Origin of the sequence: Streptomyces albidoflavus (assembly GCF_000719955.1) — a bacterium.
Lineage (GTDB): Bacteria > Actinomycetota > Actinomycetes > Streptomycetales > Streptomycetaceae > Streptomyces > Streptomyces albidoflavus.
This window is the reverse complement of sequence record NZ_JOII01000015.1, coordinates 88,206-112,920: the sequence shown is the minus strand read 5'-3', so window position 1 is coordinate 112,920 and position 24,715 is coordinate 88,206. Positions and strand designations below refer to the sequence as shown.

General features: G+C 73.8%; 20 protein-coding genes. 9 read left to right on the top strand and 11 right to left on the bottom strand.

Features of this window, described 5'->3' with window-relative positions:
- Positions 1 to 66: 66 nt before the first annotated feature.
- Both IF45_RS0117765 and IF45_RS33960 read right to left on the bottom strand, forming a co-directional pair.
- Positions 67 to 1,107 (bottom strand): 3-isopropylmalate dehydrogenase, encoded by a 1,041-nt coding sequence (locus tag IF45_RS0117765; protein WP_030308307.1) that lies wholly within the window; start codon positions 1,105 to 1,107, stop codon positions 67 to 69.
- A gap of 104 nt (positions 1,108 to 1,211) precedes the next feature.
- The gene (locus IF45_RS33960; protein WP_008406190.1) at positions 1,212 to 1,346 is read right to left on the bottom strand and encodes a hypothetical protein; all 135 of its coding nucleotides are present in this window, start codon (positions 1,344 to 1,346) and stop codon (positions 1,212 to 1,214) included.
- A gap of 579 nt (positions 1,347 to 1,925) precedes the next feature.
- On the opposite strand from IF45_RS33960, the gene IF45_RS0117755 reads away from it, so the two are divergent.
- From IF45_RS0117755 to IF45_RS0117745, 3 genes are read left to right on the top strand one after another with little or no spacing between them, the layout of a single operon-like run.
- Complete coding sequence (locus tag IF45_RS0117755) at positions 1,926 to 2,585, top strand: CDP-alcohol phosphatidyltransferase family protein (RefSeq protein WP_015507055.1); 660 nt, start codon at positions 1,926 to 1,928, stop codon at positions 2,583 to 2,585.
- Positions 2,582 to 3,445, top strand: a complete 864-nt coding sequence (locus IF45_RS0117750; protein WP_015507056.1) for a phosphatidate cytidylyltransferase — start codon at positions 2,582 to 2,584, stop codon at positions 3,443 to 3,445. Before IF45_RS0117755 ends, IF45_RS0117750 begins: the two co-directional genes overlap by 4 nt.
- Positions 3,442 to 4,647, top strand: coding sequence for a lysophospholipid acyltransferase family protein (locus IF45_RS0117745; protein ID WP_030308304.1), 1,206 nt, complete (start codon positions 3,442 to 3,444; stop codon positions 4,645 to 4,647). Before IF45_RS0117750 ends, IF45_RS0117745 begins: the two co-directional genes overlap by 4 nt.
- Positions 4,648 to 4,669: 22 nt before the next feature.
- Here IF45_RS0117745 and IF45_RS0117740 read toward each other — a convergent pair whose 3' ends face one another.
- The 3 genes from IF45_RS0117740 to IF45_RS0117730 form a co-directional block, all read right to left on the bottom strand.
- Positions 4,670 to 5,410: a tyrosine-protein phosphatase gene (locus IF45_RS0117740; RefSeq protein WP_030308302.1), complete on the bottom strand. Its 741-nt coding sequence runs from the start codon at positions 5,408 to 5,410 to the stop codon at positions 4,670 to 4,672.
- Between the two features lie 170 nt (positions 5,411 to 5,580).
- On the bottom strand, positions 5,581 to 7,212 hold the full coding sequence (gene pruA, locus IF45_RS0117735; RefSeq protein ID WP_003951038.1) for an L-glutamate gamma-semialdehyde dehydrogenase: 1,632 nt from the start codon (positions 7,210 to 7,212) through the stop codon (positions 5,581 to 5,583).
- A 49-nt stretch (positions 7,213 to 7,261) separates the two neighbouring features.
- The gene (locus tag IF45_RS0117730; protein ID WP_003951037.1) at positions 7,262 to 8,188 is read right to left on the bottom strand and encodes a proline dehydrogenase family protein; all 927 of its coding nucleotides are present in this window, start codon (positions 8,186 to 8,188) and stop codon (positions 7,262 to 7,264) included.
- Positions 8,189 to 8,417: 229 nt separating this feature from the next.
- On the opposite strand from IF45_RS0117730, the gene IF45_RS0117725 reads away from it, so the two are divergent.
- The 5 genes from IF45_RS0117725 (at position 8,418) to IF45_RS0117705 (ending at position 13,115) form a co-directional block, all read left to right on the top strand.
- Positions 8,418 to 9,638: a PucR family transcriptional regulator gene (locus tag IF45_RS0117725; protein WP_015507058.1), complete on the top strand. Its 1,221-nt coding sequence runs from the start codon at positions 8,418 to 8,420 to the stop codon at positions 9,636 to 9,638.
- 144 nt (positions 9,639 to 9,782) lie between these two features.
- A complete protein-coding gene (locus IF45_RS0117720) occupies positions 9,783 to 10,343 on the top strand; it encodes a GNAT family N-acetyltransferase (protein ID WP_008407523.1) in 561 nt (186 codons plus the stop codon).
- 42 nt (positions 10,344 to 10,385) lie between these two features.
- Positions 10,386 to 11,024, top strand: coding sequence for a helix-turn-helix domain-containing protein (locus tag IF45_RS0117715; RefSeq protein WP_051720709.1), 639 nt, complete (start codon positions 10,386 to 10,388; stop codon positions 11,022 to 11,024).
- 104 nt (positions 11,025 to 11,128) lie between these two features.
- A complete protein-coding gene (locus tag IF45_RS0117710) occupies positions 11,129 to 12,070 on the top strand; it encodes a sterol desaturase family protein (protein WP_008407519.1) in 942 nt (313 codons plus the stop codon).
- Between the two features lie 178 nt (positions 12,071 to 12,248).
- A complete protein-coding gene (locus IF45_RS0117705) occupies positions 12,249 to 13,115 on the top strand; it encodes a putative protein N(5)-glutamine methyltransferase (protein WP_030308298.1) in 867 nt (288 codons plus the stop codon).
- Between the two features lie 64 nt (positions 13,116 to 13,179).
- On the opposite strand, the gene serA is transcribed toward IF45_RS0117705, so the two are convergent.
- From serA to IF45_RS0117675, 6 genes are all read right to left on the bottom strand, one after another.
- A complete protein-coding gene (serA, locus tag IF45_RS0117700) occupies positions 13,180 to 14,802 on the bottom strand; it encodes a phosphoglycerate dehydrogenase (RefSeq protein WP_044474672.1) in 1,623 nt (540 codons plus the stop codon).
- A gap of 331 nt (positions 14,803 to 15,133) precedes the next feature.
- The gene (ilvC, locus tag IF45_RS0117695; protein ID WP_003951029.1) at positions 15,134 to 16,132 is read right to left on the bottom strand and encodes a ketol-acid reductoisomerase; all 999 of its coding nucleotides are present in this window, start codon (positions 16,130 to 16,132) and stop codon (positions 15,134 to 15,136) included.
- A 175-nt stretch (positions 16,133 to 16,307) separates the two neighbouring features.
- The gene (gene ilvN / locus IF45_RS0117690) at positions 16,308 to 16,832 is read right to left on the bottom strand and encodes an acetolactate synthase small subunit (protein ID WP_003951028.1); all 525 of its coding nucleotides are present in this window, start codon (positions 16,830 to 16,832) and stop codon (positions 16,308 to 16,310) included.
- A gap of 32 nt (positions 16,833 to 16,864) precedes the next feature.
- Positions 16,865 to 18,712 (bottom strand): acetolactate synthase large subunit, encoded by a 1,848-nt coding sequence (locus IF45_RS0117685; protein ID WP_008407512.1) that lies wholly within the window; start codon positions 18,710 to 18,712, stop codon positions 16,865 to 16,867.
- Between the two features lie 260 nt (positions 18,713 to 18,972).
- Positions 18,973 to 22,002, bottom strand: coding sequence for a putative bifunctional diguanylate cyclase/phosphodiesterase (locus tag IF45_RS0117680; RefSeq protein ID WP_202508652.1), 3,030 nt, complete (start codon positions 22,000 to 22,002; stop codon positions 18,973 to 18,975).
- A gap of 481 nt (positions 22,003 to 22,483) precedes the next feature.
- Positions 22,484 to 23,434 carry a 2-hydroxyacid dehydrogenase gene (locus IF45_RS0117675; protein ID WP_202475369.1) on the bottom strand — a complete coding sequence of 317 codons (951 nt, stop codon included), beginning with the start codon at positions 23,432 to 23,434 and terminating at the stop codon, positions 22,484 to 22,486.
- Positions 23,435 to 23,516: 82 nt separating this feature from the next.
- Here IF45_RS0117675 and IF45_RS0117670 point away from each other — a divergent pair, with 82 nt between their 5' ends.
- Positions 23,517 to 24,524: an aldo/keto reductase gene (locus IF45_RS0117670; RefSeq protein WP_030308295.1), complete on the top strand. Its 1,008-nt coding sequence runs from the start codon at positions 23,517 to 23,519 to the stop codon at positions 24,522 to 24,524.
- The last annotated feature ends 191 nt before the right edge of the window (positions 24,525 to 24,715 follow it).

Sequence of the window (24,715 nt, the reverse complement as noted above, 5' to 3'; positions counted from 1 at the left end):
CGCCCATGAGGAAGCCGCCGGGTTGTCCCGTGGGGGACCCGGCGGCTTCGGGTGTCGCGCGCCGGGTCAGCCGGCTACTCGTCCGGCGAGCGCGTCGCCGATGGCGTCGGTGGTCCGCGCTGTGCCGTCACGCTCCGCGAGGTCGGCGGAGACGGCCTCCTCGATGCGGGCGGCCTGGGCCTCGTAGCCGAGGTGCCGCAGCAGAAGGGCGACGGAGAGGATGGTGGCGGTCGGGTCGGCCTTGCCCTGCCCGGCGATGTCGGGGGCGGAGCCGTGGACCGGCTCGAACATCGACGGGAAGGCGCCCGTCGGGTTGATGTTGCCGGAGGCGGCCAGGCCGATGCCGCCGGTGACGGCCGCGGCGAGGTCGGTGATGATGTCGCCGAAGAGGTTGTCGGTGACGATGACGTCGAACCGCTCGGGCTGGGTGACGAAGAAGATCGTCGCGGCGTCGACGTGCAGGTAGTCGGTGGTGACGTCCGGGTACTCGGCGGCGACCTTGTCGAAGGTGTTCTTCCACAGGTGGCCGGCGAAGACCAGCACGTTGTTCTTGTGGACCAGCGTGAGCTTCTTGCGGGGCCGCGCCTGGGCGCGGGCGAAGGCGTCACGGACCACGCGCTCCACGCCGTACGCCGTGTTGACGCTGACCTCGGTGGCGACCTCGGCGGGGGTGCCGGTGCGCAGCGAGCCGCCGTTGCCCGTGTAGGGGCCCTCGGTGCCCTCGCGGACCACCACGAAGTCGATCTCCGGACGGCCGGCCAGCGGGGTGGCGGTGTTCGGGAAGAGCTTCGAGGGGCGGAGGTTGACGAAGTGGTCGAAGGCGAAGCGGAGCTTCAGCAGCAGGCCGCGCTCGAGGACGCCGGAGGGGACCGAGGGGTCGCCGATGGCGCCGAGGAGGATCGCGTCGTGCTCCTTGAGCGCCTCCAGCTCCGCGTCGGGCAGGGTCTCGCCCGTGCGGTGCCAGCGGCGCGCGCCGAGGTCGTACTCCTTGGCCTCCAGCTTCACATCCTCGGGGAGGACCGCGTTGAGGACCTTCAGACCCTGGGCCACGACCTCCTGGCCGATGCCGTCACCGGGGATCACTGCGAGATTGATGCTGCGAGACATGGTCGCACCCTACTCCTCGTCCCACGGGGTGACACGGACCGTCCATCATGCGGACGTACGCGCCCGCCCGTGGCCGTGGGGCCGGGCGGGCGCGGTGCAGTGGCTCAGTGACCGGTCGAGCCGCCGTTGTCGCGGCGGTCCAGGGCGCGCTGGAGTGCGGCGGCGGCGTTGCGGCGGTCGGTCTCGGTGGCCCGGTGGACGCGGCGGGAGCGGCGGGCGGAGGTCGTCTCTGCGGACATGGGGAGACTCCTTGGGGATCGCTGGGATCACTGGGGCGCCGGACGGTCTCGCCGGGATCGGCGGGAGGCGCTGGACCTGGGGAACGGGCGGCCGCCTCGGCCCGCGACACGGCGGACCGCGTCCGGAACGGGTGGCTTGAACCCCGCGACCGGGCCGGGCGGCCGGGTGGGCGGCCGCCGGAAGATCGCGCGGGAGGTCGAGCGCCGGGAGGGACGGGGCTCCGGGCCAGCAGGGATTGCCTGCTCGGGGCGCGGAGGCACACCCGTCATTCGCTGGTTCCAGCGAGACGTTCGGCTCCTACAAAGCTAGACCCGCGGCCCGCTTCTGTCTCCACAGTTACTCGGACTTCCTACTATCTGAGACGGCTTCTTCCGAACGCGCCCCTAGTGAGCCGCCTCCGCGCCCCTTCCGCGCCAGCTCACACCGGGTTTCCGCCCGCCGGAGCGGCCTGCGCCGACCGGGTGGCCCACCCCACACCGCTCCCCCGCCCCCACACCGCCCGCCCCGGCGGCCGTACTCAGAGCCTCTGAGTACGCGCACCGTTCCGGCCCCCGCTCCGCGCCGCCAGAGTCGGAGCCATGAACGGCCTCTACGCACTGAAGCCCTGGTACGCGGACCGGCTGTCCGGGGTGCGCGGCGCGCTCGCCCGGCGCCGGATCTCCCCCGACGCCCTCACCGCCGCCGGCGTCGCCGCCGCCGCGGCGGCCGGCGGGGCCCTCGCCCTTCTCCCGGCGGGCTGGGCCGCCGCCCCCGTCGCGCTCCTGCTGGCGGCGCGGCTGGCCTGCGCCAACCTCGACGGCGCGCTGGCCCGCGACACCGGCCGCTCCACCCGGCGCGGCGCACTGCTCAACGAGGCGGGCGACCGGGCCGCCGACCTCCTGGTGATCGCGGCGTTCTGGGCAGTGGCACCGGGCTGGCTGGTCGCCCTGGCGGCCTGCGCCGCGACGCTGCCCTCCTGGGTGTCGCTGGCGGGGGCGGCGGCCGGGGCACCCCGGCTCAACGGCGGTCCGGCCGGCAAGACGGAGCGCTGCCTGCTCGCCGTCGTGGCCGCCGCCACCGGCTGGTACGCCCCGGTCCTCGCGGTGCTCGCCGCGGGCTCCGCCGCCACCGCCCTGCTGCGCGGGGCCCGCCTGTGGCGGGAGCTGGGCGCGGCGGACCGCGCCGGGAGCGCCGCCCCGTACGGGGCCACGCCGCCCTCCGCCGCCCCGTCGGCCGCCGCCACCGGGGGCACCCGATGACCGCCGCCCTCGCCACCACGGAGCTGCTCGCCCGCGCCGTCCCGGTGGTCGGCGGGGCGCTGGGCCTCGGCGGCGTCGCCGTCGCCACGCTCCCGGCCCGGGTACGGCTCCGGGCGGAGCTGCGGCGCCGGTGGCGCACCTGGGCGCTGGCCGCGCCGCTCTACCTCGGGGCGTTCCTCGCCGGGCCCCCGGGGGCGTTCGGGCTGGCGGCGGGGCTCGGGGTGGTCGCGGTCGCCGAGTACGCGCGACTGGCGGAGCTGGGCCGGGGCGAGTGGGCGGTGCTGACCGGCGCGGCCCTGCTGCTGCCGCTGCTCGCGTGGCGGGCCCCGGAGCGGCTCGGCCTCCAGGCGGCGGCGCTGCTGCTGCTCGCGGCCGCCCTGCCCGCGCTGCTGGGCGGGGACGCGGAGCGGGGGTTCACCCGGGCGGGGCGGACGGTCTTCGGTCTGCTGTGGATACCGGTGGCGCTGTGCGGCCTGGTCCTGCTCGGCCCGGCGGCGCTCGCGGTGGGCGTGGCCGTCTCCTTCGGGGACGTCGGCGCGTGGTGCGGCGGGACGGCGCTGGGCCGTCGGGGGCGCCTGGCCCGGCCGCTGTCGCCGCTCTCCCCGGCGAAGACCTGGGCCGGGGTGGTCGGCGCGGCGGCGGCGACGGGTGCGGTGCTGGCGGCGCTCGGGGCCTGGTCGCCGGGGCTGTGGGCGGCGGCGCTCGGCGGGTGCGTCTTCGGGGACCTGCTGGAGTCGATGGTGAAGCGGGAGGCGGGGGTGAAGGACGCGGGGAGCTGGCTGCCCGGGTTCGGCGGGCTGCTGGACCGGATCGACTCGCTGCTCGTCGCGCTCGCCCTGGCCCTGGTGGTGGCGGCGTGAGCGCGGCCGCGCCCGAGGCGGCGCCCCGCACCGCGCGCCCCGCACCCCGGGCGGGCGCCCTGCTGCGCCGCCTCCTGTGGTGGTGCGTGCTGACGCTGACCGGCGGGGTGGAGCGGCGCGGGGCGCTGCCGCCCGGCGGGTGCGTGGTGGTCGCCAACCACACCTCGCACGCCGACACCGCGGCGCTCCTCGCCACGCTCGACGCCCGGCACGCCCCGCTGATCGGCGCCGCCGCCGACTACTGGTTCGCCTCGCCGTGGCGGCGCCGGATCTGCGGGCGGCTGGCGGCCGGCTTCCCGGTGCGGCGGACCGGGGGCGGCCTCGGGGACCTGCTGGAGCGCACGGCGGAACTGCGGGCGGGCCGCGCCGTGGTGCTCTTCCCCGAGGGGACGCGGGGCGCGGACGACGGGCGGCTCGGCACCTTCCACCGGGGCGCGCTGCTGCTGGCCCGGGAGGCGGGGGTGCCGGTGGTGCCGGTCGGCATCGCGGGGACGGGGCGGCTGCTGCCCAAGCACGGCAGGCTCCGCCCGGCGCTGGTCCGGGTCCGCGTAGGCGCCCCGCTCGGCCCCTCGGCGGAACCGGAGGAGGCCCGTGCGGCGGTGGCCGCGCTGCACGCCCGTACCGTCGCCGAGCCGCTGCGGGACTCGGCCGTGCGGCGGCGGGTGGCGGCGCTGGTCGCCCGGCGGGGTCTGCTGCTCGCCTTCGTGTGGGCGTGCGCGGAGGCGCTGAGCTGGCCGTTGATGCCGGAGCTGCTGCTGGGCGTCGTCTGCGCGGCGGTGCCCCGGTCGGCGCTGCGGGTGTCGCTGGCGGCGCTCGCCGGGAGCGTGGCGGGCGGTCTGCTGGCGCTGCACCTGGCGGCGGCCGGCGCGGAGCTGCCCGCGCCGCTGACCACGGAGCGGATGCGGAGCGAGGCCCGCGTGGCGCTGGAGCGGGACGGCGCCCTCGCGGTCCACGCCCAGCCCTGGAACGGCGTCCCCTTCAAGGTGTACGCCGCCGAGGCGGGCCGCGCCGGGACGGACACCGGTGCGTGGCTGCTGCACAGCACGGCGGCGCGCGGCGCCCGGACGCTGGGCGTGGGCGCCGCGTTCGGCCTCCTCGGTTTCCTGCTGCACCGGCTGCGGCGGTTGTACGGGGTGTACCTGGTGCTGCTCGGCGGCGGGTTCGCGGTGGGGCTCGGGCTGATCGTGCGGGGCTGGGCGTGAGGCGGCGTACCCCGCTTCCGTGTCAGCCCCGGGGCTGTCCCGTGGCCCGGGCCCGGAGCGCCGCGACGGTCGTCCCGGGCACCCCGGCGGCGGCCAGGTAGGCGGCACCGTCGAACCGGCGGGCGACCTTGAGCATCTCGGCGTAGGGGCTGGTGGCGTGGGACCGGTAGGCGGCGACGAGCTGGGCGGCCTCCTCGGCGCGGCCCAGGGCGGTGAAGACGGGGGTCATCCGGGCCTCGCTGAGGGCGTAGTCGGCGGCGATCTCCTCGGGGGTGGCGCCGGCGAGGGAGAGGAGGAGCAGGGAGACGAGGCCGGTGCGGTCGCGTCCGGCGGCGCAGTGGAAGGCGACGCCGCCCGGCGCGGCGGCGGCGAGGGCCTCGGCGGTGGCGGCGACGCGCTCGGGGAAGTGGTCGAGGAACGGCCGGTAGTGCAGAGGCGTGCCCCAGCGCCAGTCGGTGAACCAGGGCTCCCAGAAGGCGGTGTCCTCGATGCCGTCGAGCGGGAGGCGCACGGTGGTGATCCCGTCGGGGCGGGGTGCGGCGTCGGTGCCGCGTTCGTCGTCGTTGCGCAGGTCGAGGACGGTGCGTACGCCGTGGGCGTGGGCGGCGGCCCAGCCGGCGGCGGTGAGCTTCTCGACGGAGTCGGCGCGGACGAAGGCACCGGGGGCGTGGCGGCCGAGGCCGCCGAGGTCGCGGACGTTGAAGCAGCCGTCCCAGGTGAGGTGGCGGCGGGTGTGCGGATCGGGCGGCGCGGCGGCGGTCATGGCGGGGGTCCCCTCCCTCGTCGCCGGGCGGCCCGTGGCGGCGCCCGGACACCGGCAGCGTAGAGGGGCAGTGGCCGGACATGACACCGCCCCCGGCCGGTCGGGGGGAACCGGGCGGGGGCGGAGTACGGGGGGACCGCCGCGTGGGGCGGCGGCCCGGCGGGCGGAGGTCAGCCCATGTGCGGGTAGCGGTAGTCGGTCGGCGGGACCAGCGTCTCCTTGATGGCGCGGGTCAGCGTCCAGCGCATCAGGTTCTGCGGGGCACCGGCCTTGTCGTTGGTGCCGGAGGCGCGGCCGCCGCCGAAGGGCTGCTGGCCGACGACGGCGCCGGTCGACTTGTCGTTGATGTAGAAGTTGCCGGCGGCGTAGCGCAGCTTGTCCATCGTGTACGCGGCGGCCGCACGGTCGTTGGCGATGACCGAACCGGTCAGCGCGTAGTCCGAGACCGACTCCATCTGGTCGAGCATGGCGTCGTACTGGTCGTCCTCGTACACGTGGACGGCGAGGATCGGGCCGAAGTACTCGGTGGTGAAGACCTCGTTCTCCGGGTCCGTGCAGGCGATGACGGTCGGGCGGACGAAGTAGCCCACCGAGTCGTCGTACGTGCCGCCCGCGATGACCGTGCAGGTCGGGTCGGCGGCGGCGCGGTCGATGGCGGCCTTGTTCTTGGCGAAGGACCGCTCGTCGATGACGGCGCCGATGAAGTTCGACAGGTCGGTGACGTCACCCATGGCGATGGCGTCGACCTCGGCCGCGAACTCCTCCTTGAAGCCGTTGTTCCAGATGGAGGCCGGAACGTAGGCGCGGGAGGAGGCCGAGCACTTCTGGCCCTGGAACTCGAAGGAGCCGCGGGTCAGGGCGGTCTTGAGGATCGCCGGGTCGGCGCTCGGGTGGGCGACGACGAAGTCCTTGCCGCCGGTCTCACCGACGAGACGCGGGTAGGTGCGGTACTTCTCGATGTTGTTGCCGACCGTCTTCCACAGGTGCTGGAAGGTCTTGGTCGAGCCGGTGAAGTGGATGCCGGCCAGGTCGCGGTGGTTGAGTGCGACCTCCGAGACCGCGAGGCCGTCGCCGGTGACCAGGTTGATGACGCCCTTGGGCAGCCCGGCCTCCTCCAGGAGCTGCATGAGCAGCACGGCGGCGTGGGTCTGCGTCGGGGACGGCTTCCACACGACGACGTTGCCCATCAGCGCGGGCGCGGTCGGCAGGTTGGCGGCGATGGCCGTGAAGTTGAACGGCGTGATCGCGTAGACGAAGCCCTCCAGCGGGCGGTGGTCCATGCGGTTCCACACGCCCTGGGAGTTGGCCGGGGGCTGCTCGGCGAGGATCTGGCGCGCGTAGTGCACGTTGAAACGCCAGAAGTCGATCAGCTCGCAGGGGGTGTCGATCTCGGCCTGCTGGGCGGTCTTCGACTGGCCGAGCATGGTCGAGGCGGCCAGCGTCTCGCGCCAGGGGCCCGACAGCAGCTCGGCGGCGCGCAGGATGATCGCGGCGCGGTCGTCGAAGGACAGGGCGCGCCAGGCCGGGGCGGCGGCGAGGGCCGCGTCCACGGCGTCCTGGGCGTCCTGCTCGGTGGCGTTGGCGCCGGTGCCGAGGACGGCCTGGTGGTTGTGGGGCTGGACGACCTGAAACTTCTCACCGGCGCCGAGGCGCTTGACGCCGCCGATGGTCATCGGCAGCTCGATGGGGTTCTCGGCCAGCTCCTTGAGCTTGGCCTCCAGACGGGCACGCTCGGGGGAACCGGGGGCGTAGCCGTGGACCGGCTCGTTGACCGGGGTGGGGACCTTGGTCACTGCGTCCATGGGTCTCGTGACTCCTTTGGTGCGGTTGGGGTCTGCCGTCGGGAGGGACTCAGCCCTTGGTGAGCATCGAGCGGAAGAAGAAGAGGAGGTTGGCGGGCTTCTCGGCGAGCCGCCGCATGAAGTAGCCGTACCAGTCGGTGCCGTACGCGGTGTAGACACGCATACGGTGGCCCTCGGCGGCGAGGCGGTGGTGCTCGTCGCTGCGGATGCCGTACAGCATCTGGAACTCGTAGTCGTCGAGCTTGCGGCCCGCGCGGTGGGCCAGCTCCTGCGCGATGGCGACCAGCCGCGGGTCGTGCGAGCCGACCATCGGGTAGCCGTCGCCCTCCATGAGGATGCGCAGCACGCGGACGTACGCCTTGTCGATGTCGGCCTTGTCCTGGTAGGCGACCGAGGCGGGCTCCTTGTAGGCGCCCTTGACGAGGCGGACGCGGCTGCCGGCGGCGGCCAGGCGGCGGGCGTCGTCCTCGGTGCGGAAGAGGTACGACTGGATGACGCAGCCGGTCTGCGGGAAGTCCTTCCGCAGCTCCTCGTGGATGGCGAACATCGAGTCGAGCGTGGTGTGGTCCTCGGCGTCGAGGGTCACGGTGGTGCCGATCGCGGCGGCGGCTTCGACGACGGGGCGCACGTTGGCGAGGGCCAGCTCGTGGCCCCCTTCCAGCGCCTGGCCGAACATCGAGAGCTTCACCGACATCTCGGCCTTGGTGCCGTGGCCGAGGACCTTGAGGCGGTCGATCAGCTCCAGGTAGGCGTCGCGGGCGGCGGCGGCCTGCTCGGGCGTGGTGATGTCCTCGCCGACCACGTCCATGGTCAGCTCCAGGCCGCTCGCCACGGCCTCCTGCACGATCGGCACGACGGCGTCGACCGTCTCGCCGGGGATGAACCGGTCGACGACCTGCTTGGTGACGGGGGCGGCCGACACGAGGCGGCGCATTTTGTCGCTGCGCGACGCGGCGAGGATCACGGGACCCAGCATCGGGCACCTCCACAACTTGCACGAGAGATGGGCCGTCCCGCCCGCACTCCGCCCTTGTGGGGCGAACGGCACGGGTGCGCCCGCAAGGGGCACATCGGGAACAGCATGTTCAACCACCCTGAATGTAAGGATGCCGCTTCCGGCCTGCCATCTACAGCTGTCACGCATCCGTGGCCGCGATCTCAGACATCTGTATGAAGCGGGGCGCGCGCCGGGTGACAATGGGAGCGTGCGCAGCGACTACCAGGACCTGGTCGACGAGATCTCCGAGCTGCTCGGCGCCCCGGCCACACTGGAGAACCGGGACTTCGAGCTGATCGCCTTCGGCTCCCACGAGGGCGGCGGCGACCTGGACACCACCGCCCTGGACCCGGTCCGCACCCGCTCGATCCTCACCCGCCGCTCCACCGCCCAGGTCCGCGCCTGGTTCGAGGCGTACGGCATCGCCCGGGCCACCGGCCCCGTGCACATCCCGGCCTCCCCGGAGGCGGGCGTGCTGCGCGGCCGGATCTGCCTGCCGGTACGCCATCGGGGCATCGTCCGCGGCTACGTCTGGCTGCTGGACACCGACCCGCGCCCCTCGTCCGGGCAGCTGGACGCGGCGATGGCGGTCACCGCCCGCATCGGCACCCTCATGGCCGACGAGGCGTCCGCCGGGGAGGACGTCACCCGCGAGTTCCGGGCGGTGCTGACCGCCGCGCCCGGCTGGCAGCACGACCAGGCGCACGCCGCGTTGCGCGCCGCCCTCGGCTCCGAGGCCGACCGGCTGCACGCCGTGGTCTGCGTCGGCCCGTGGCCCTTCGACGAGCCGCCCGGCGTGGGACGCCTGCCCGGCGCCGCCGCGCTCTGCGTCCTGCCCGCGCCGCCCGGCAGCGAGGCGGCGTTCGGGCCGCCCGCCGCCCCGGGAGCCGGACCAGGCGACGCACCCGACTCCCCCGCGCCCGCCCCGGCGGTCCTCGCCGCCCTGGTCCGGCTGCGTACGCCGGGCGCGCTCGGCCCCGCCGAGACCGCCGCCGAGCGCCTGCGCGCGCTCTCCGGCGCGGCCGCCGCCGGCGTGGGCACCCCGCGCACCGGCATGGCCCAGACGGCCCGCGCCTGGCGCGAGGCCCTCGCCGCCGCACGCGCCGCCCACGCCGAGCCCCGGCTGGGCCCCGTCGCCCACTGGTCGGCCCTCGGCCCGTACCGCCTGCTGACCGCCCTGTCGGCACCGACCGCCGCCGACCCCGCCACCGCCCCGCTGCTGACGGGGGCGCACCGGGAACTGGCGCGCACCGCCGAGACCTACCTCGACCACGCGGGCCAGGCCGGCCGCACCGCCGCCGCCCTCGGCGTCCACCGCCAGACCCTCTACTACCGCCTCTCCCGCGTCGAACAACTCACCGGCCTCGACCTCGACGACGGCGAGGACCGCCTCCTGCTCCACATGGCCCTGAAGGCGGCACGGTTGTGACGCGGGGCCTCGCGCGCCCCGTCGCAGCACCCGCCCCGCATACGTAAAACCCCAGGTCGCCCGCCCCGTACGAGGCGCCCGCCACGCCCCGCACCACGCCTCCCGCACCGCGCGCCCACCACCCCCACGTGGCAGCATCCCCCCATGCGCATCCGCCCCGCCCGCCCCGACGACGCCCCCGCCCTGGCCGCGCTCTTCGCGGCCAACCGCCACGACGCGCTGACCGAGCGGCAACGCGCCGAGCAGGGGTTCGTGCAGGGCTCCTTCGACGAGGCGGCCCTGCGGGCGATGGCCGGGGCCGGGAACGTCCTGGTCGCGGAGGAGGCCGGCGCACTCGCGGGCCTCGTCTGCCTGGCCGCGCCCGGCGACGTACCGGACCCGCCGCCACCCGTCGCGGCGCTGCTGGCCGCCCAGGACCGGCTGGAGTGGCAGGGGCGGCCGCTGAGCGCCACGCGCTGGCTGCTGTACGGGCCCGTCGTGGTCGGGGCCGGGTACCGGGGCAAGGGGGTGGCGCGGGGCCTGTACGAGGCGGCGCTGCGGTCGGCCGCGGCCCGGGCCGAGGCGGTGGTGGCCTTCGTCGAGCGGGCCAACGAGGCGTCCCGGAAGGTGCACGTCGACGGGTTCGGCATGGCGGTGCTGGGCGGGTACGAGGTGCACGGCCGCGCGTACGAGGTGGTGGCCGCCGCCGCTCGCCCCTCCGCCTGACACACCGGCACGCCCCCGCCCGGCCCTCGGTAGGCTCCCTTCGTGACCAGCGCGCGCCCCACCCCCCGAGCCGAGAGCAAAACCAGGACCGGCACCAAGGGTGTGGCCCGCGCCGACCGCGAGCGGCAGATCGTGCGGCTCGCGGTCGAGGAGTTCGGGACGCAGGGGTACGCGCGGGCCTCGGTGGCGGCCGTCGCGGAGCGGGCCGGGATCTCCAAGCCGCTGATCTACACCTACTTCACCTCGAAGGACGGCCTGGCCGCCGCGAGCGCCCACTACGCGGGGAGCCTGCTGGTGGGCGAGGTGGAGGCGGCCCAGACCGCGACCACCGCCGAGGCCCGGGCGCTGGACACGCTGGCGGCGATCTTCTCGGTGCTGGACCACTGCCGCCGGGCCTGGTCGGTGGTGCACGACACGACGCTGCCCGAGGACGGCGCGGCGTACGCGGCGGCGGCCGAGTACCGCGAGCGGCTGGCCGAGATGGGCGCGGTCGGCACGGCGGAGATCCTGCGGGCGGCGGGCGACGACGACCCGCTCGACCACGACCTGCTGAGCGCGGTGTGGCAGCACGCGGTGACCGCGATCGTCCAGTGGTGGCTGGACCACCCCGAGCAGACGGCCGCCGACATGGCGGCCCGCGCCGCCCGGATGCTCCACATCGTCCTGGGCCCCCACTCCTGACCCGACCGCTCCCTTCCGGTCCGCGCGACCCATTGACCGCGAATTGACCTCTGAGTAACTTACCCACGAGTCAATTCCCGACGGGCCGACCCCGAGGAGCCGCGATGCTGTCCGACCTGTGGGACGTGATCAACACCCCGTTGCTCTACGCCACCCCGTTCTTCGCCCTGTTCGCAGGGATCGAACTCGCCTCGTTCGCCCTGCTGGACCGTGCCGAACGCCGCGAGCCCGGAGCGGAACGCCCGCCCGGGGACCGCCCGAAGGGCCACTCGTGGCCCGACTCCCGCACCAACCTGGTGATGGGCATGGGCTCGCTCGTCTCCACCGCCGTGCTGAAGGCCGCCACCCTGGTCCTCTTCGTCTACCTCTACGCGGCCCTCGCGCCCTGGCACCTGCCCACCGACACCTGGTGGAGCTGGGTCCTGCTGCTGATCGCCGTGGACCTCGCCTGGTACACCAACCACCGCTTCTCGCACCGGGTGCGGATCGGCTGGGCGGGCCACCAGGCGCACCACTCCAGCGAGTACTTCAACCTCACCACCGCCGTCCGCCAGAAATGGAACCCCTGGTCGGAGGCGATCTTCTGGGCACCGCTCCCGCTGCTCGGCTTCGCCCCGTGGACCATCTACGTGGCCTTCTCCTTCAACCTCGTCTACCAGTTCTTCACCCACACCGAGGCGGTCGGCAAGCTCCCCCGCCCCGTCGAGTTCGTCCTCAACACCCCCTCGCACCACCGCGTCCACCACGCGAGCGACCCGGAGTACCTGGACAAGAACTACGGGGGCATCCTCATCGTCTGGGACCGCCTCTTCGGCACCTTCCAGGAGGAGACGCACCGCCCCACCTACGGCCTGACCAAGCCCGTGGACACGTACAACGTCTTCACGCTCCAGTACCACGAGTACGGCAACATCCTCGCCGACGTCCGCTCGGCACCCCGCCTGCGCGACAAGCTCGGCTACGTCTTCCGGCCGCCGGGGTGGAAGCCCGCGCCCCCGGACGGGGCCGGGGACGGCGGGGCGCTCGCTCCGGCCGCGGGCAGCTGAGTTCTCCCCGGCCCGGGCGGCGTCCCGGTGGTACGGTGGCGCAGCCCGTTCCGGGCCCCGACCGAGGAGGTGAGACCGATCCCCGTGCGTATCCACCGGGTGTTCCCGTCCGTCTCGCCGTCGGCCTCACGAGGCTAGAGCCGCGCGGAAGCACACCGAAGGCTTCCGAAAGGCTGTCATGTCCCCCTCCTCCGGCACTTCTTCGTCCCCGGGCGCGGACGCTCGCGTTCAGCCCGCCGACGTACCGCCCTCCGCCGTCGCGGCGGCCACCGTCCGCCTGCGCGCCGCCGGCTGCATCTTCGCCGAGGAGGAGGCGGCCCTGCTGGCCGAGGCGGCCGCCTCGGGCGGGGGCGACGGCCTCGCCGCGCTCGACCGGCTGGTGGCGCGGCGGGCCGCCGGGCACCCGCTGGAACACGTCGTCGGCTGGGCCGAGTTCGCGGGGCTGCGGATCGCGGTCGGGCCCGGCGTCTTCGTGCCCCGGCGCCGTACCGAGTTCCTGCTCGCCCTCGCCCGCGACCTGCTCGCCCGCGCCCGGGGCCCCGTCCCGGTCGCCGTCGACCTGTGCTGCGGCTCGGGCGCGGCCGCCGCGGCCCTCGCCGCCTCGGGGCGCCGCGCCGAGGTGCACGCCGCCGACATCGACCCGGTCGCGGCCGGCTGGGCCCGCCGCAACCTGGCGGGCGTGGGCGAGGTCCACGAGGGCGACCTGTACGCGGCGCTCCCCGCCGCCCTGCGCGGCCGGGTCGCCGTCCTCGTCGCCAACGTCCCCTACGTGCCGACCGCCGACCTCCCCCTGCTGCCCGCCGAGGCCCGCACCCACGAACCCCGGGTCGCCCTCGACGGCGGCGACGACGGCCTGGCGGTGCTGCGGCGGGTCGCCGCGGAGGCCGGGCGGTGGCTCGCCCCGGGCGGCACTCTGCTGGTGGAGACGACCGGGCGGCAGGCCCGGACCGCCCGCGAGGTGCTGGCCGCGGCGGGCCTGGCCCCGGCCCTCCACCACGACGAGGAACGCGCCGCCACCGTCCTGACCGCCACCCGCCCCGCCTGACCGCACGCCGCAGGGCCCGTACCACCGAGGCGGTACGGGCCCTGCGGGCTGCTGCGGGGTGCGGTCAGTCGCTCAGGTCGACCGAGCGGGCCACCGACGCGCCGATCTCGTCGGCCAGTTCGGTGAGAACGGCCTGCGAGACGGTGTCGTCCACGGTCAGCACGGCGAGCGCCTCGCCGCCGACGGTGGCGCGGGAGACCTGCATGCCACCGATGTTGACACCGGACTCGCCGAGGACGCGGCCGACGGTGCCGACGACACCGGGACGGTCCTCGTACCGCAGGACGACCATGTGGTCGGCGAGGGAGAGGTCCACGTCGTGCTCGCCGATGGCGACGATCTTCTGGAGGTGCTTGGGCCCGGCCAGCGTGCCTGAGACCGAGACCTCCTGGCCGTCGTTGAGGGTGCCGCGCACGGTGACCACGTTGCGGTGGTCGGGCGACTCGCTGCTGGTGGTCAGCCGCACCTCGACGCCGCGCTCCTGTGCGAAGAGCGGGGCGTTGACGTAGCTGACGGTCTCGTCGACGACGTCCTCGAAGACACCCTTGAGGGCGCTGAGTTCCAGCACCTTCACGTCGTGCTGGGTGATCTCGCCGTACACCTCGACGTCGAGGCGGGTGGCGACCTCGCCGGCGAGCGAGGTGAAGATGCGGCCGAGCTTCTCGGCGAGCGGGAGGCCCGGACGGACGTCCTCGGCGATCACGCCGCCCTGGACGTTGACCGCGTCGGGGACCAGCTCGCCGGCGAGGGCGAGGCGGACCGAGCGGGCCACCGCGATACCGGCCTTCTCCTGCGCCTCGTCGGTGGAGGCGCCGAGGTGCGGGGTGGCGACGACCTGGTCGAACTGGAAGAGCGGGGAGTCCGTGCAGGGCTCCTTGGCGTAGACGTCGAGTCCGGCGCCCGCGACGCGGCCCTCCTTGAGGGCGGAGGCGAGGGCCTCCTCGTCGACGATCCCGCCCCGCGCGGCGTTGACGATGCGGACCGAGGGCTTGACCTTGTGCAGCGCCTCGTCGCCGATGAGGCCGAGGGTCTCCGGCGTCTTCGGGAGGTGGACGGTGATGAAGTCCGCGACCTCCAGCAGCTCGTCCAGGCTCAGCAGCTTGACGCCCATCTGCGCGGCCCGCGCGGGCTGCACGAAGGGGTCGTAGGCGACGATCTTCATGCCGAAGGCCGACATGCGCTGGGCTACCAGCACGCCGATGCGGCCGAGGCCGACGACGCCGAGGGTCTTCTCGGCCAGCTCCACACCGGTGTACTTGGAGCGCTTCCACTCGCCGTTCTTGAGCGCCGTGTTCGCCTGCGGGATGTTGCGGGCGGTGGCGACGATCAGGCCGCAGGCCAGCTCGGCGGCGGTCACGATGTTGGAGGTGGGGGCGTTGACGACCATCACGCCGGCCTTGGTGGCGGCGGAGACGTCGACGTTGTCGAGGCCGACGCCGGCACGGGCGACGACCTTCAGCTTCTTGGCGGCGGCGATGGCTTCCGCGTCGACCTTGGTGGCGGAGCGGACGAGGATCGCGTCGACATCGGTGATGGCGGAGAGCAGCTCGCCTCGGTCGGCGCCGTTGCACTGGCGGATCTCGAAGTCCGGGCCCAGCGCGTCGACGGTGGCCGGCGACAGTTCTTCAGCGATGAGTACGACCGGTTTGGCGGGGTTCGAGCTCACGTGAGTCCTCACAAGTCCCATTGCGGACGGCCGTCCCGACGGCCGCATGCGGTGGAGGGTAGCCGCGTGGAGAGACGCACGACGCTGTGGGCCTGCAAACGCGTATGTCCGTGCAGTGTAGTGGTGCCGGGGTGGTCGCCGACCCGCCTGAGCGGAAGGATCACCCGTACGAGGCCGGACATCCTGTCCGAACCGCCGACGGCGTCCCGCGCACACTCCGGCAAGCCGTTCCCGGCGGACGGGAACGGCGCGCGGCACCACCGTACGCCGGTGCGCCGCGCCGGTGCGAGCGGGCCCGCACCGGCGTACGCGGGGGCGGGCGGGGGACTCCCGGCCCGCCCCCGCCGAGGGCTTACGCCTCCTCGTCGACCCAGCTCATGAGCTTGCGCAGCTCACGACCGGTGGTCTCGAGGAGGTGGTTCTCGTCGGCCTTCTTGTACTCGTTGTACTTGGGCAGGCCGGCCTGGTACTCGGCCATCCAGTTGTTGGCGAAGGTGCCGTCCTGGATGTCGGCGAGGACCTTCTTCATCTCGGCCTTGGTGGCGTCGGTGATGATCCGCGGGCCGGTGACGTAGTCGCCCCACTCGGCCGTCTCCGAGATGGACCAGCGCATCTTCTCCAGGCCGCCCTCGTACATGAGGTCGACGATGAGCTTCAGCTCGTGCAGGCACTCGAAGTAGGCGATCTCCGGCTGGTAGCCCGCCTCGACGAGGGTCTCGAAGCCGGCCTTCACCAGGGCGGAGGTGCCACCGCAGAGGACGGCCTGCTCGCCGAAGAGGTCGGTCTCGGTCTCCTCGGTGAAGGTCGTCTTGATGACACCGGCGCGGGTGCCGCCGATGGCCTTCGCGTACGACAGGGCGAGCGCGAAGCCGTTGCCCGTGGCGTCCTGCTCGACGGCGACGATGCAGGGCACGCCGCGGCCTTCCTCGTACTGGCGGCGGACCAGGTGGCCCGGGCCCTTGGGGGCGACCATGCAGACGTCGACGCCGGCCGGGGGCTGGATGAAGCCGAACCGGATGTTGAAGCCGTGCCCGAAGAAGAGCGCGTCGCCGTCCTTGAGGTTGTCCTTGACGGACTCCTCGTAGACCTTCGCCTGGATCGGGTCCGGGACGAGGATCATGATGACGTCGGCCTCGGCGGCGGCCTCGGCGGGCGTCACCACGCGCAGGCCCTGCTCCTCGGCCTTGGCCTTGGACTTGGAGCCCTCGTGGAGGCCGACCCGGACGTCGACGCCCGAGTCGCGCAGCGACAGCGCGTGGGCGTGCCCCTGGCTGCCGTAACCGAGGACCGCGACCTTGCGGCCCTGGATGATGGACAGGTCGGCGTCGTCGTCGTAGAACAGCTCGGCCACTGGGAATCTCCTTGGTGTGCTGATGATGCGTCCCACCGTACGGCGGGCGGGGTGGTGGACGTGTCCGGGTCTCGCGATGCGGGCGGCGGGGCCGCCCGTACCGGGCGAACGAGAGGTGTCCTCGCGGGGATGCGCGCGGGGCGTGCGCGCCGATGTGCGCGGCGCGCGACGCCCGTTACGCGCTGCGGTCCAGCGCGCGCAGCGAGCGGTCCGTGATGGAGCGCGAGCCGCGGCCGACGGCGATGGTGCCGGACTGGACGAGTTCCTTGATGCCGAAGGGTTCCAGCATCCGCAGCATGGCCTCCAGTTTGTCGCTGGAGCCGGTGGCCTCGATGGTGACGGCCTCCGGGGAGACGTCCACCGTCTTCGCGCGGAAGAGCTGGACGATCTCGACGATCTGCGAGCGGGTCTCGTTGTCCGCGCGGACCTTGGCGAGGACGAGTTCGCGGTGGATGGCCGAGCCGGGTTCCAGCTCGACGATCTTCAGGACGTTGACCAGCTTGTTGAGCTGCTTGGTGACCTGTTCCAGCGGGAGGGATTCGACATTGACCACGATGGTGATGCGGGAGATGTCGGGGTGCTCGGTGGTGCCGACGGCGAGCGAGTCGATGTTGAAGCCGCGGCGCGAGAACAGGGCGGTGATCCGGGCGAGGACACCGGGCTTGTTCTCGACCAGGACGGAGAGGGTGTGCTTGGTCATGGACGTCGTTCTCTCTCTGCGTTCGGCGCGGCTCAGTCGTCTTCGTTGTCGCCGAAGTCGGGGCGGACGCCTCGGGCGGCCATGACCTCGTCGTTGGAGGTGCCGGCGGCGACCATCGGCCAGACCATGGCGTCCTCGTGGACGATGAAGTCGACGACGACGGGCCGGTCGTTGATGGCGTTGGCCTTGGCGATGACGGCGTCCAGCTCGTCCGGCGACTCGCAGCGCATCGCGACGCAGCCCATGGCCTCGGCGAGCTTGACGAAGTCGGGGACGCGGGTACCGGCGTTGGGCTGGTCGGCGCCCTCGGGACCGGCGTGCAGGACGGTGTTGGAGTAGCGCTGGTTGTAGAAGAGGGTCTGCCACTGGCGGACCATGCCGAGGGCGCCGTTGTTGATGATGGCGACCTTGATCGGGATGTTGTTCAGCGCGCAGGTGGTCAGTTCCTGGTTGGTCATCTGGAAGCAGCCGTCGCCGTCGATGGCCCAGACGGTGGCGTCGGGGCGGCCGGCCTTGGCGCCCATGGCGGCCGGGACGGCGTACCCCATCGTCCCGGCGCCGCCGGAGTTGAGCCAGGTGGCGGGCTGCTCGTAGTCGATGAAGTGGGCGGACCACATCTGGTGCTGGCCGACGCCGGCGGCGAAGACGGTGTTGTCGGGGGCGAGCTGCCCGATGCGCTCGATGACGTGCTGGGGGGCCAGCATGCCGTTCTCCGGCTGGTCGTAGCCGAGCGGGTAGGTGTCGCGCCAGCGGTCGAGATCCTTCCACCAGGCGGTGTAGTCGCCGGTGCGGCCCTCTGTGTGCTCCGCCTGGACGGCCTGGACGAGGTCCGCGATGACCTCCCGGGCGTCCCCGACGATCGGCACGTCGGCGGCGCGGTTCTTGCCGATCTCGGCCGGGTCGATGTCGGCGTGGACGATCTTGGCGTACGGGGCGAAGCTGTCGAGCTTGCCGGTGACGCGGTCGTCGAAGCGGGCGCCGAGGGCGACGATCAGGTCGGCCTTCTGGAGCGCGGTGACGGCGGTGACCGCACCGTGCATCCCGGGCATCCCGACGTGCTGCGGGTGGCTGTCGGGGAAGGCGCCGAGCGCCATCAGGGTGGTGGTGACGGGGGCGCCGGTCAGCTCGGCGAGGACCTTCAGCTCGGCGGTGGCCCCGGCCTTGACGACGCCGCCGCCGACGTACAGCACGGGGCGCCGGGCGGCGGTGATGAGCTTGGCGGCCTCGCGGATCTGCTTGGCGTGCGGCTTGGTGACCGGGCGGTAGCCGGGCAGGTCCGTCTGCGGGGGCCAGCTGAAGGTGGTCTTCGCCTGGAGGGCGTCCTTGGCGATGTCGACGAGGACGGGCCCGGGGCGGCCGGTGGAGGCGATGTGGAACGCCTCGGCGATGGTGTGCGGGATGTCCTCGGCCTTGGTGACCAGGAAGTTGTGCTTGGTGATCGGCATGGTGATGCCGCAGATGTCCGCCTCCTGGAAGGCGTCCGTACCGATCGACTTGGCGGCGACCTGGCCGGTGATCGCGACCAGCGGGACGGAGTCCATGTGGGCGTCGGCGATCGGGGTGACCAGGTTGGTGGCACCGGGACCCGAGGTGGCCATGCAGACCCCGACCCGGCCGGTGGCCTGGGCGTATCCGGTGGCCGCGTGACCCGCGCCCTGCTCGTGGCGGACCAGCACGTGACGGACCCGGGTGGAGTCCATCATCGGGTCGTACGCCGGGAGGATCGCACCGCCCGGAATGCCGAACACGGTGTCGGCGCCGACTTCCTCAAGAGAGCGAATGAGGGACTGCGCACCCGTGACGTGCTCGACGGGCGCGGACTGCGGTCCGGAGGAACGGGGCCGCGGCGTCGGATGAGCCCCGGTGGCCTGCTCGGTCATCTGCGTGTCTCTTCTCGAAGCTGAGGGTGTGTGCGGGTCTAGGCGGTTCTGTACGGGTTTCCCCCTCATCGCCTCGCGGGTTCTTTGCGGGCTTTTGGGGTCACCTGTGCAACAAAAAACCCCTCGTGCCAGGTGGCAAGCGAGGGGAGCGCGTCGGATACGTTCGCCGGACGGATGTCCTGGCTTCAGCCGACGCGCTTTCCAAGTACGAGAATTCGGGTGCGCATGGCACTGACCCTCTCCCCGCCGTGTGGTGACTGTCAAGTAGGTGGGACAGGAGTCTCATGATGTGGGCCGACGGGGCGGGGGCCGCGCGGCATCCCCGCAGCCGCTGCCTGGGCGACCACGGCAGGGGCGCCGCGCCGTGTGACCAGGCTCGCACCGCCGCCGGCTCCGGGCGGCTCGCTCCCGGGACCCCCGGAGCCGCCCGTGGCGGCGGGGACGAAGGCAGCGTGCGGCGGCCCCTGCGGGGCGGGGACCACCGGCCCCGCGGGCAGGGCGTAGTTGCCGTGGGTGAGCGTGCGGCGCAGGCGGTACTCGTCGAGGTGGCCGGCGAAGGCCATGCCCTGGGCGTGGGTGCACCCCATCGTCCGCAGCGCCACCACCTGCTCGGGCCGGTCGACACCCTCGGCGACGGTCTGGAGGCCGAGGTCGGCGGCGATCCGCAGGACGCCCGCGGTGATCTTGTGCTGGCGGGCCGACTCGACGACCCCCTCGACCAGGCTCCGGTCGAGTTTGAGTATGTCCACCGGGAGCCGCCGCAGGGCGTCGGCGGCCGCGTGGCCGCCGCCGAACCCGTCGAGGGCGATCCGGACGCCGAGCCGCCGCAGCACGGTGAGGCGCTGCTCCAGGGCGTCCTGCGGGACCGAGCTGTCACTGTCGGCCAGCTCCAGGACGAGGCCGCCGGAGGGTAGCCCGTAACGGGTCAGGAGCGCCTCGACGGCGTACGGGGGTGCCGCGCGGTCGAGCAGGCGGCGGGCGCCGAGGCGGACGACGACGGGTGCTGCGTGGCCGGAGCGGTGGCGTTCGGCGGCCTGGGCGATGGCCTGCTCCAGGGTCCAGCGGCCCAGCTCGGCGGCCCGGTCGCCGTTGTCCGCGACGCGGAGGAACTCGGCCGGGGTGAAGAGTATGCCCTGGCCGGAGCGCCAGCGGGCCTGCGCGGCGACGGCGGCGACCTTGCCGGTGGTGAGGTCGACGACGGGCTGGTGGAGCAGGGCGAACTCGCCGGCGTTGAGCGCGGAGCGGAGCCGGGAGGCCAGCTCGGCCTTGCGGACGACGTCGGCCTGCATCTGCGGGGCGTAGAGCACGACCCGGTCCTTGCCGGCGGCCTTGGCGCGGTACATGGCGAGGTCGGCGTTGCGCAGGAGTTCTCCGGCGTTCTGGCCCGGTTCGGCGAAGGCGACGCCGATGCTGGCGGCGACGCGGACATCGTTGCCGTCGATGGCGTAGGGCTCGGAGAGGCGTTTGCGGAGGCGGTCGGCGAGTTCCTGGATGTGGCCTTCGCGGGCGGCGCGGTCCTCGCCGGTGTCGCCGAGGATGAGGGCGGCGAACTCGTCGCCGCCGAGGCGGGCGGCGGTGTCCCCGGCGCGGACGGCCTCGTCGAGGCGGCGGGCGGCGTGGACGAGGAGTTCGTCACCGGCCTGGTGGCCGATGGTGTCGTTGACCGCCTTGAAGCCGTCCAGGTCGATGAAGAGGACGGCGGCGCCGCGGTCGCTGCTGCGGCGGCCGGACAGGGCCTGGCTGACGCGGCGGGTGAACAGGGCGCGGTTGGGCAGGTCGGTGAGCGGGTCGTGCTCGGCGCTGTGCTGTAACTGCGCCTGGAGGCGGACGCGTTCGGTGACGTCGCGGCTGTTGAAGATGAGGCCGCCCTGGTGGCGGTTGACGGTGGACTCGACGTTGAGCCAGGTGCCCCGGCCGGACTGGAAGCGGCACTCGATGCGGGTGGTGGGCTCCAGGGCCGGGTCGGCGGCGAGGAAGCGGCGTACCTCGTGGACCACGCGGCCGAGGTCGCCGGGGTGGATGTGGGCGGAGAGCTCGGTGTCCTCCAGCTCGGAGGCGTCGCGGCCGTAGACCCCGGAGGCGGCGGGGCTGACGTAGCGCAGGGTGCCGCTGGGGTCGGCGATCATGATGACGTCGCTGGAGCCCTGCACCAGGGAGCGGAAGTGGTTCTCCTGGTGGGCGAGTTCGCGGGTGAGGGTGATGTTGTCGATGAGCATGATGCCCTGCCGTACGACGAGGGCGAGGACGACGGTGCAGGCGGTGACCAGGACGACGCGGTCGACGCTGCGGCCGTTGACCACGTTGTAGAGGATGCCGAGGGTGCAGACGGCGGCCGCGAGGTAGGGCGTCAGGGCGGCGAGCGAGCCGGAGATCGGGCTGGTGCGGTCGTGCGCGGCGATCGCCGGGTGGCCGGCGGGGAGGACGGCGCCGGGCCGGGCGTCCTGGGCCGGCGGCTCCTCCACGGCGCCGCGCTCGCTCTCGCGGTGCCGGCCGACCCAGGGGGCGTAGGCGAGCAGCAGCGAGCCGGCGAACCATCCGGCGTCCAGGATCTGGCCGGAGCGGTAGCTGTTGTGCAGCAGCGGCGAGGTGAACAGGGCGTCGCACAGCACCGTCAGGGCGAGGGCGCCGATGGCGGTGTTGAGCGCGGAGCGCCCCGCCGAGGAGCGCCGGAAGTGGAGCGCCAGGATCATGCTGACGAGCGCGATGTCGAGCAGCGGATAGGCGAGGTTGAGCGCGGCGTACGAGACGCTGCCGCCCTCGATGTCGGCGGTGTGGGCCAGCGCCAGCGACCAGGCGAGGGTCAGCAGGGAGCCGCCGATGAGCCAGGAGTCCAGGGCCAGGCAGACCCACCCGGCGCGGGTGACGGGGCGCTTGGCGAGGACGAGCAGGCCGACGACGGCGGGCGGCGCGAAGCAGAGGAAGAAGAGGTCGGCGATGCTCGGGTTCGGGACCTCGGTGTCGAGGATCACCTCGTACCAGCCCCAGGCGGCGTTCCCCAGGGAGGCCATGGCGGAGGAGATCCCGAAGAGGATCCAGGCGGGCCGGAAGCGGCTGTCGCGGGTGCGGGCGTAGAGGAAGCAGGAGACGGCGGCGACCCCTGCGGCGACGCTCAGGCCGAAGTCACCCATCGCCATGGAGAGCCGGGGGGAGCCCCAGCCGAGGACGGCGCCGACGGCGTACCCGCCGCAGACGAGGGCGAGGAGGAGCTGGCCGAGGACTCCTGAGCCGGCCGGGCCGCGGGCGGACTCCGGGCCGGTGGCCGCCGGCGGTGCGGGCGGCGCGGCGGGCATGACGCCGGGGCCGCTCACCGGGGGGCTCCCCGGCGGAGCGGGCGGCCGGCGGTCGGGAGCTCCGGCGGGCGGGGCCGGCCGCCTCGGCGGCGCCCGTGGGACCGGGCGGTCCGGTGTCGCGTCGGATCGTGGGTGTCTGGGCCGTCATGGGTGTCCGGGCCGTACAGCATCCGTCGCCCCCCTCGCGGTTCTTGGCTTTCTCTCCCCTGGCGCCTGTCGTCCTGGCGCCACCCCTGCGGCGACGATACACCAGGATGGTCACTCAGGGACAGGGGTCACCTACATACAGTGACCGAACGTGGCTGTTGACCACCCGTAGCGCCCGATTCGCTGCGGAGCGTGTCCGTTCGGGGCTCTCGGGAGCCCTTGCCCGGCAGGGCGCACCCTCCGGGCAAGGGGCTCCGCCCCGCCCGCACGTGCCGGTGGCAACCCTGCCACGCGGCGGAGCGGTGCGCGGAACGCCGGGTTCCGCGCCGGGCGTTCAGGCCGTCGTGTACACCACGTTGTCGAGCGGCTCGCCCGCCGTCCAGTGGGTCAGCTGACGGGCCAGCAGCCGCTTGGCGCGCGGCAGGAACGCGGACGTCGAGCCGCCCACGTGGGGGCTGATGAGCACACCCGGAGCGTGCCACAGCGGGTGGCCCGCGGGCAGCGGTTCGGGGTCGGTCACGTCCAGGGCGGCGGTCAGCCGGCCGCTCTCCACCTCGGCGAGGAGCGCCTTGGTGTCCACGACGGGGCCGCGCGCCACGTTGACGAGGAGGGCGCCGTCCCGCATCCGGGCGAGGAACTCGGCGTCGGCCAGCCCCCGGGTGGCCTCGGTCAGCGGCGTGGAGAGCACCACCACGTCCGCCTCGGGGAGCAGGGAGGGCAGTTCGGCGAGCGGATGCACCGGGCCGCGCTCCGTGTCACGGGCGGAGCGCGCGACGCGCAGCACCCGCGCGCACTCGAAGGGCGCGAGCCGGTCCTCGATGGCCGAGCCGATCGAGCCGTAGCCGACGATCAGCACGGTCTTGTCGGCCAGCGCGGGGTAGAAGCCGGAACGCCACTCCTCCTGGCGCTGGCCCTCGACGAAGCGGGGGATGCCGCGCAGCGAGGCGAGTATCAGGGCGAGGGTCAGCTCGGCGGTGCTCGCCTCGTGGACGGAGCGCGCGTTGCACAGGCGCACGCCGGGGTGGAGCGGCCCCATCCCGGCCTGGACGTGGTCGACGCCGGCCGAGAGCGTCTGCACGACCTCGGCCCGGGCCATCCCGGCCAGGGGGCGCACGGCGATCTCCGCGCCCTTCAGATAGGGGACGACGTAGAAGGCGCAGTCGGCGGGATCGGCGGGGAAGGTGTCGCCGCCGTCCCAGAAACGGTAGGTCAGGCCGTGATCGGCGGCGGACGGCAGGCCCGGGATCTCCTCGGGTGCGAACGGGAGCCACACATCGGTAGTCATGGTCAGGAGGCTATGCGAACCGCCCTGAGGGCCAGAGGTTACGTTGGGGTCGCTCGGAGGCGCAGCGGGAGGGTCAGGCCAGGTGGAGCGCAGGACGATCGGCGCGACGGCGCTCGAAGTCGGGGCGGTGGGGCTCGGATGCATGCCGATGAGCTGGGCGTACGCCGCCTCGCGGCAGCGGGGCGAGGAGTCCCTGCGGGCGCTCAACACGGCCCTGGACGCGGGGGTCTCGCTGCTGGACACGGCCGACATGTACGGCCCTTTCACCAACGAACTGCTGCTCGGCAGGGTGTTGCGGGACCGGCGCCGGGAGGCGTTCGTGTCGACCAAGTGCGGCCTGCTCGTCGGTGACCAGCACATCGTGGCCAACGGCCGCCCCGGGTACGTGAAACGGGCCTGCGACGCCTCGCTGCGGCGGCTGCAGACGGACGTGATCGACCTCTACCAGCTGCACCGCGCCGACCCTGAGGTGCCGGTGGAGGAGACCTGGGGCGCGATGGCGGAGCTGGTCGCGGCGGGCAAGGTGCGCGCGCTGGGACTGTGCGCGGTCGGTGCGCGGGGCGGTCGCCGCGGCGGCGGCCCGCTGGACGGGGAGGCGCTGTACGCGGGAACGATTCGCCAGCTGGAGCGGGTCCAGCAGGTGTTCCCGGTCAGCGCCGTCCAGGCAGAGCTGTCGGTCTGGTCGCCGGAGGCGCTGGCCACGCTGCTGCCGTGGTGCACCGCACGCGGTGTGGGGCTGATGGCGGCGATGCCGCTGGGGAACGGTTTCCTCAGCGGCACGCTCCGGCCCGGGGAGGGGTTCGAGCCCCAGGACCTGCGGGCCCGCCATCCCCGGTTCACCGCCGAGATGATGGCCGCCAACCAGCCGCTGGTGGCGGGGCTGCGCCGGGTCGGGGAGCGGCACGGCGCGACCCCGGCACAGGTGGCGCTGGCGTGGGTGCTGGGGCGGTCCCCGCTGGTGGTGCCGGTGCCCGGGGCGAAGCAGGCCCGGTGGGTCGCGGAGAACGCGGCGGCCGCCGGGCTGCGGCTGACCGGCCCGGACCTCGCGGAGATCGACGGGCTGCCGCCGGCCCAGGGGTCGTGGGACTGAGCCCCGGCCGAGGGCGGACGCAGCGGTGCACGAGGTTGACGTCCGCGGATGCCCCGGAAGGCTGAGAAACCGGTGACAGAACGTCGCAGTTCACGGCTGATCGGAGCCATTCGCGCATTCCGGCGGGAGCGGCGGGTTAGGAAACCAACCAACACCGTCGTGAAGGGACCGAAGATGCCGACCACTCCGCC

Bases quoted from the DNA above. Each gene is read 5' to 3' on its own strand.
- IF45_RS0117730 (WP_003951037.1), bottom strand. From the start codon at position 8,188: ATGCTGGGTCCCGTGATCCTCGCCGCGTCGCGCAGCGACAAAATGCGC.
- IF45_RS0117750 (WP_015507056.1), top strand. From the start codon at position 2,582: ATGACCGCCGCCCTCGCCACCACGGAGCTGCTCGCCCGCGCCGTCCCG.
- IF45_RS33960 (WP_008406190.1), bottom strand. From the start codon at position 1,346: ATGTCCGCAGAGACGACCTCCGCCCGCCGCTCCCGCCGCGTCCACCGG.
- IF45_RS0117680 (WP_202508652.1), bottom strand. From the start codon at position 22,002: ATGCCCGCCGCGCCGCCCGCACCGCCGGCGGCCACCGGCCCGGAGTCC.
- pruA (WP_003951038.1), bottom strand. From the start codon at position 7,212: ATGGACGCAGTGACCAAGGTCCCCACCCCGGTCAACGAGCCGGTCCAC.
- IF45_RS0117740 (WP_030308302.1), bottom strand. From the start codon at position 5,410: ATGACCGCCGCCGCGCCGCCCGATCCGCACACCCGCCGCCACCTCACC.
- IF45_RS0117675 (WP_202475369.1), bottom strand. From the start codon at position 23,434: ATGACTACCGATGTGTGGCTCCCGTTCGCACCCGAGGAGATCCCGGGC.
- ilvN (WP_003951028.1), bottom strand. From the start codon at position 16,832: ATGACCAAGCACACCCTCTCCGTCCTGGTCGAGAACAAGCCCGGTGTC.
- IF45_RS0117765 (WP_030308307.1), bottom strand. From the start codon at position 1,107: ATGTCTCGCAGCATCAATCTCGCAGTGATCCCCGGTGACGGCATCGGC.
- IF45_RS0117705 (WP_030308298.1), top strand. From the start codon at position 12,249: ATGTCCCCCTCCTCCGGCACTTCTTCGTCCCCGGGCGCGGACGCTCGC.
- serA (WP_044474672.1), bottom strand. From the start codon at position 14,802: ATGGGACTTGTGAGGACTCACGTGAGCTCGAACCCCGCCAAACCGGTC.
- IF45_RS0117710 (WP_008407519.1), top strand. From the start codon at position 11,129: ATGCTGTCCGACCTGTGGGACGTGATCAACACCCCGTTGCTCTACGCC.
- IF45_RS0117755 (WP_015507055.1), top strand. From the start codon at position 1,926: ATGAACGGCCTCTACGCACTGAAGCCCTGGTACGCGGACCGGCTGTCC.
- IF45_RS0117685 (WP_008407512.1), bottom strand. From the start codon at position 18,712: ATGACCGAGCAGGCCACCGGGGCTCATCCGACGCCGCGGCCCCGTTCC.
- IF45_RS0117720 (WP_008407523.1), top strand. From the start codon at position 9,783: ATGCGCATCCGCCCCGCCCGCCCCGACGACGCCCCCGCCCTGGCCGCG.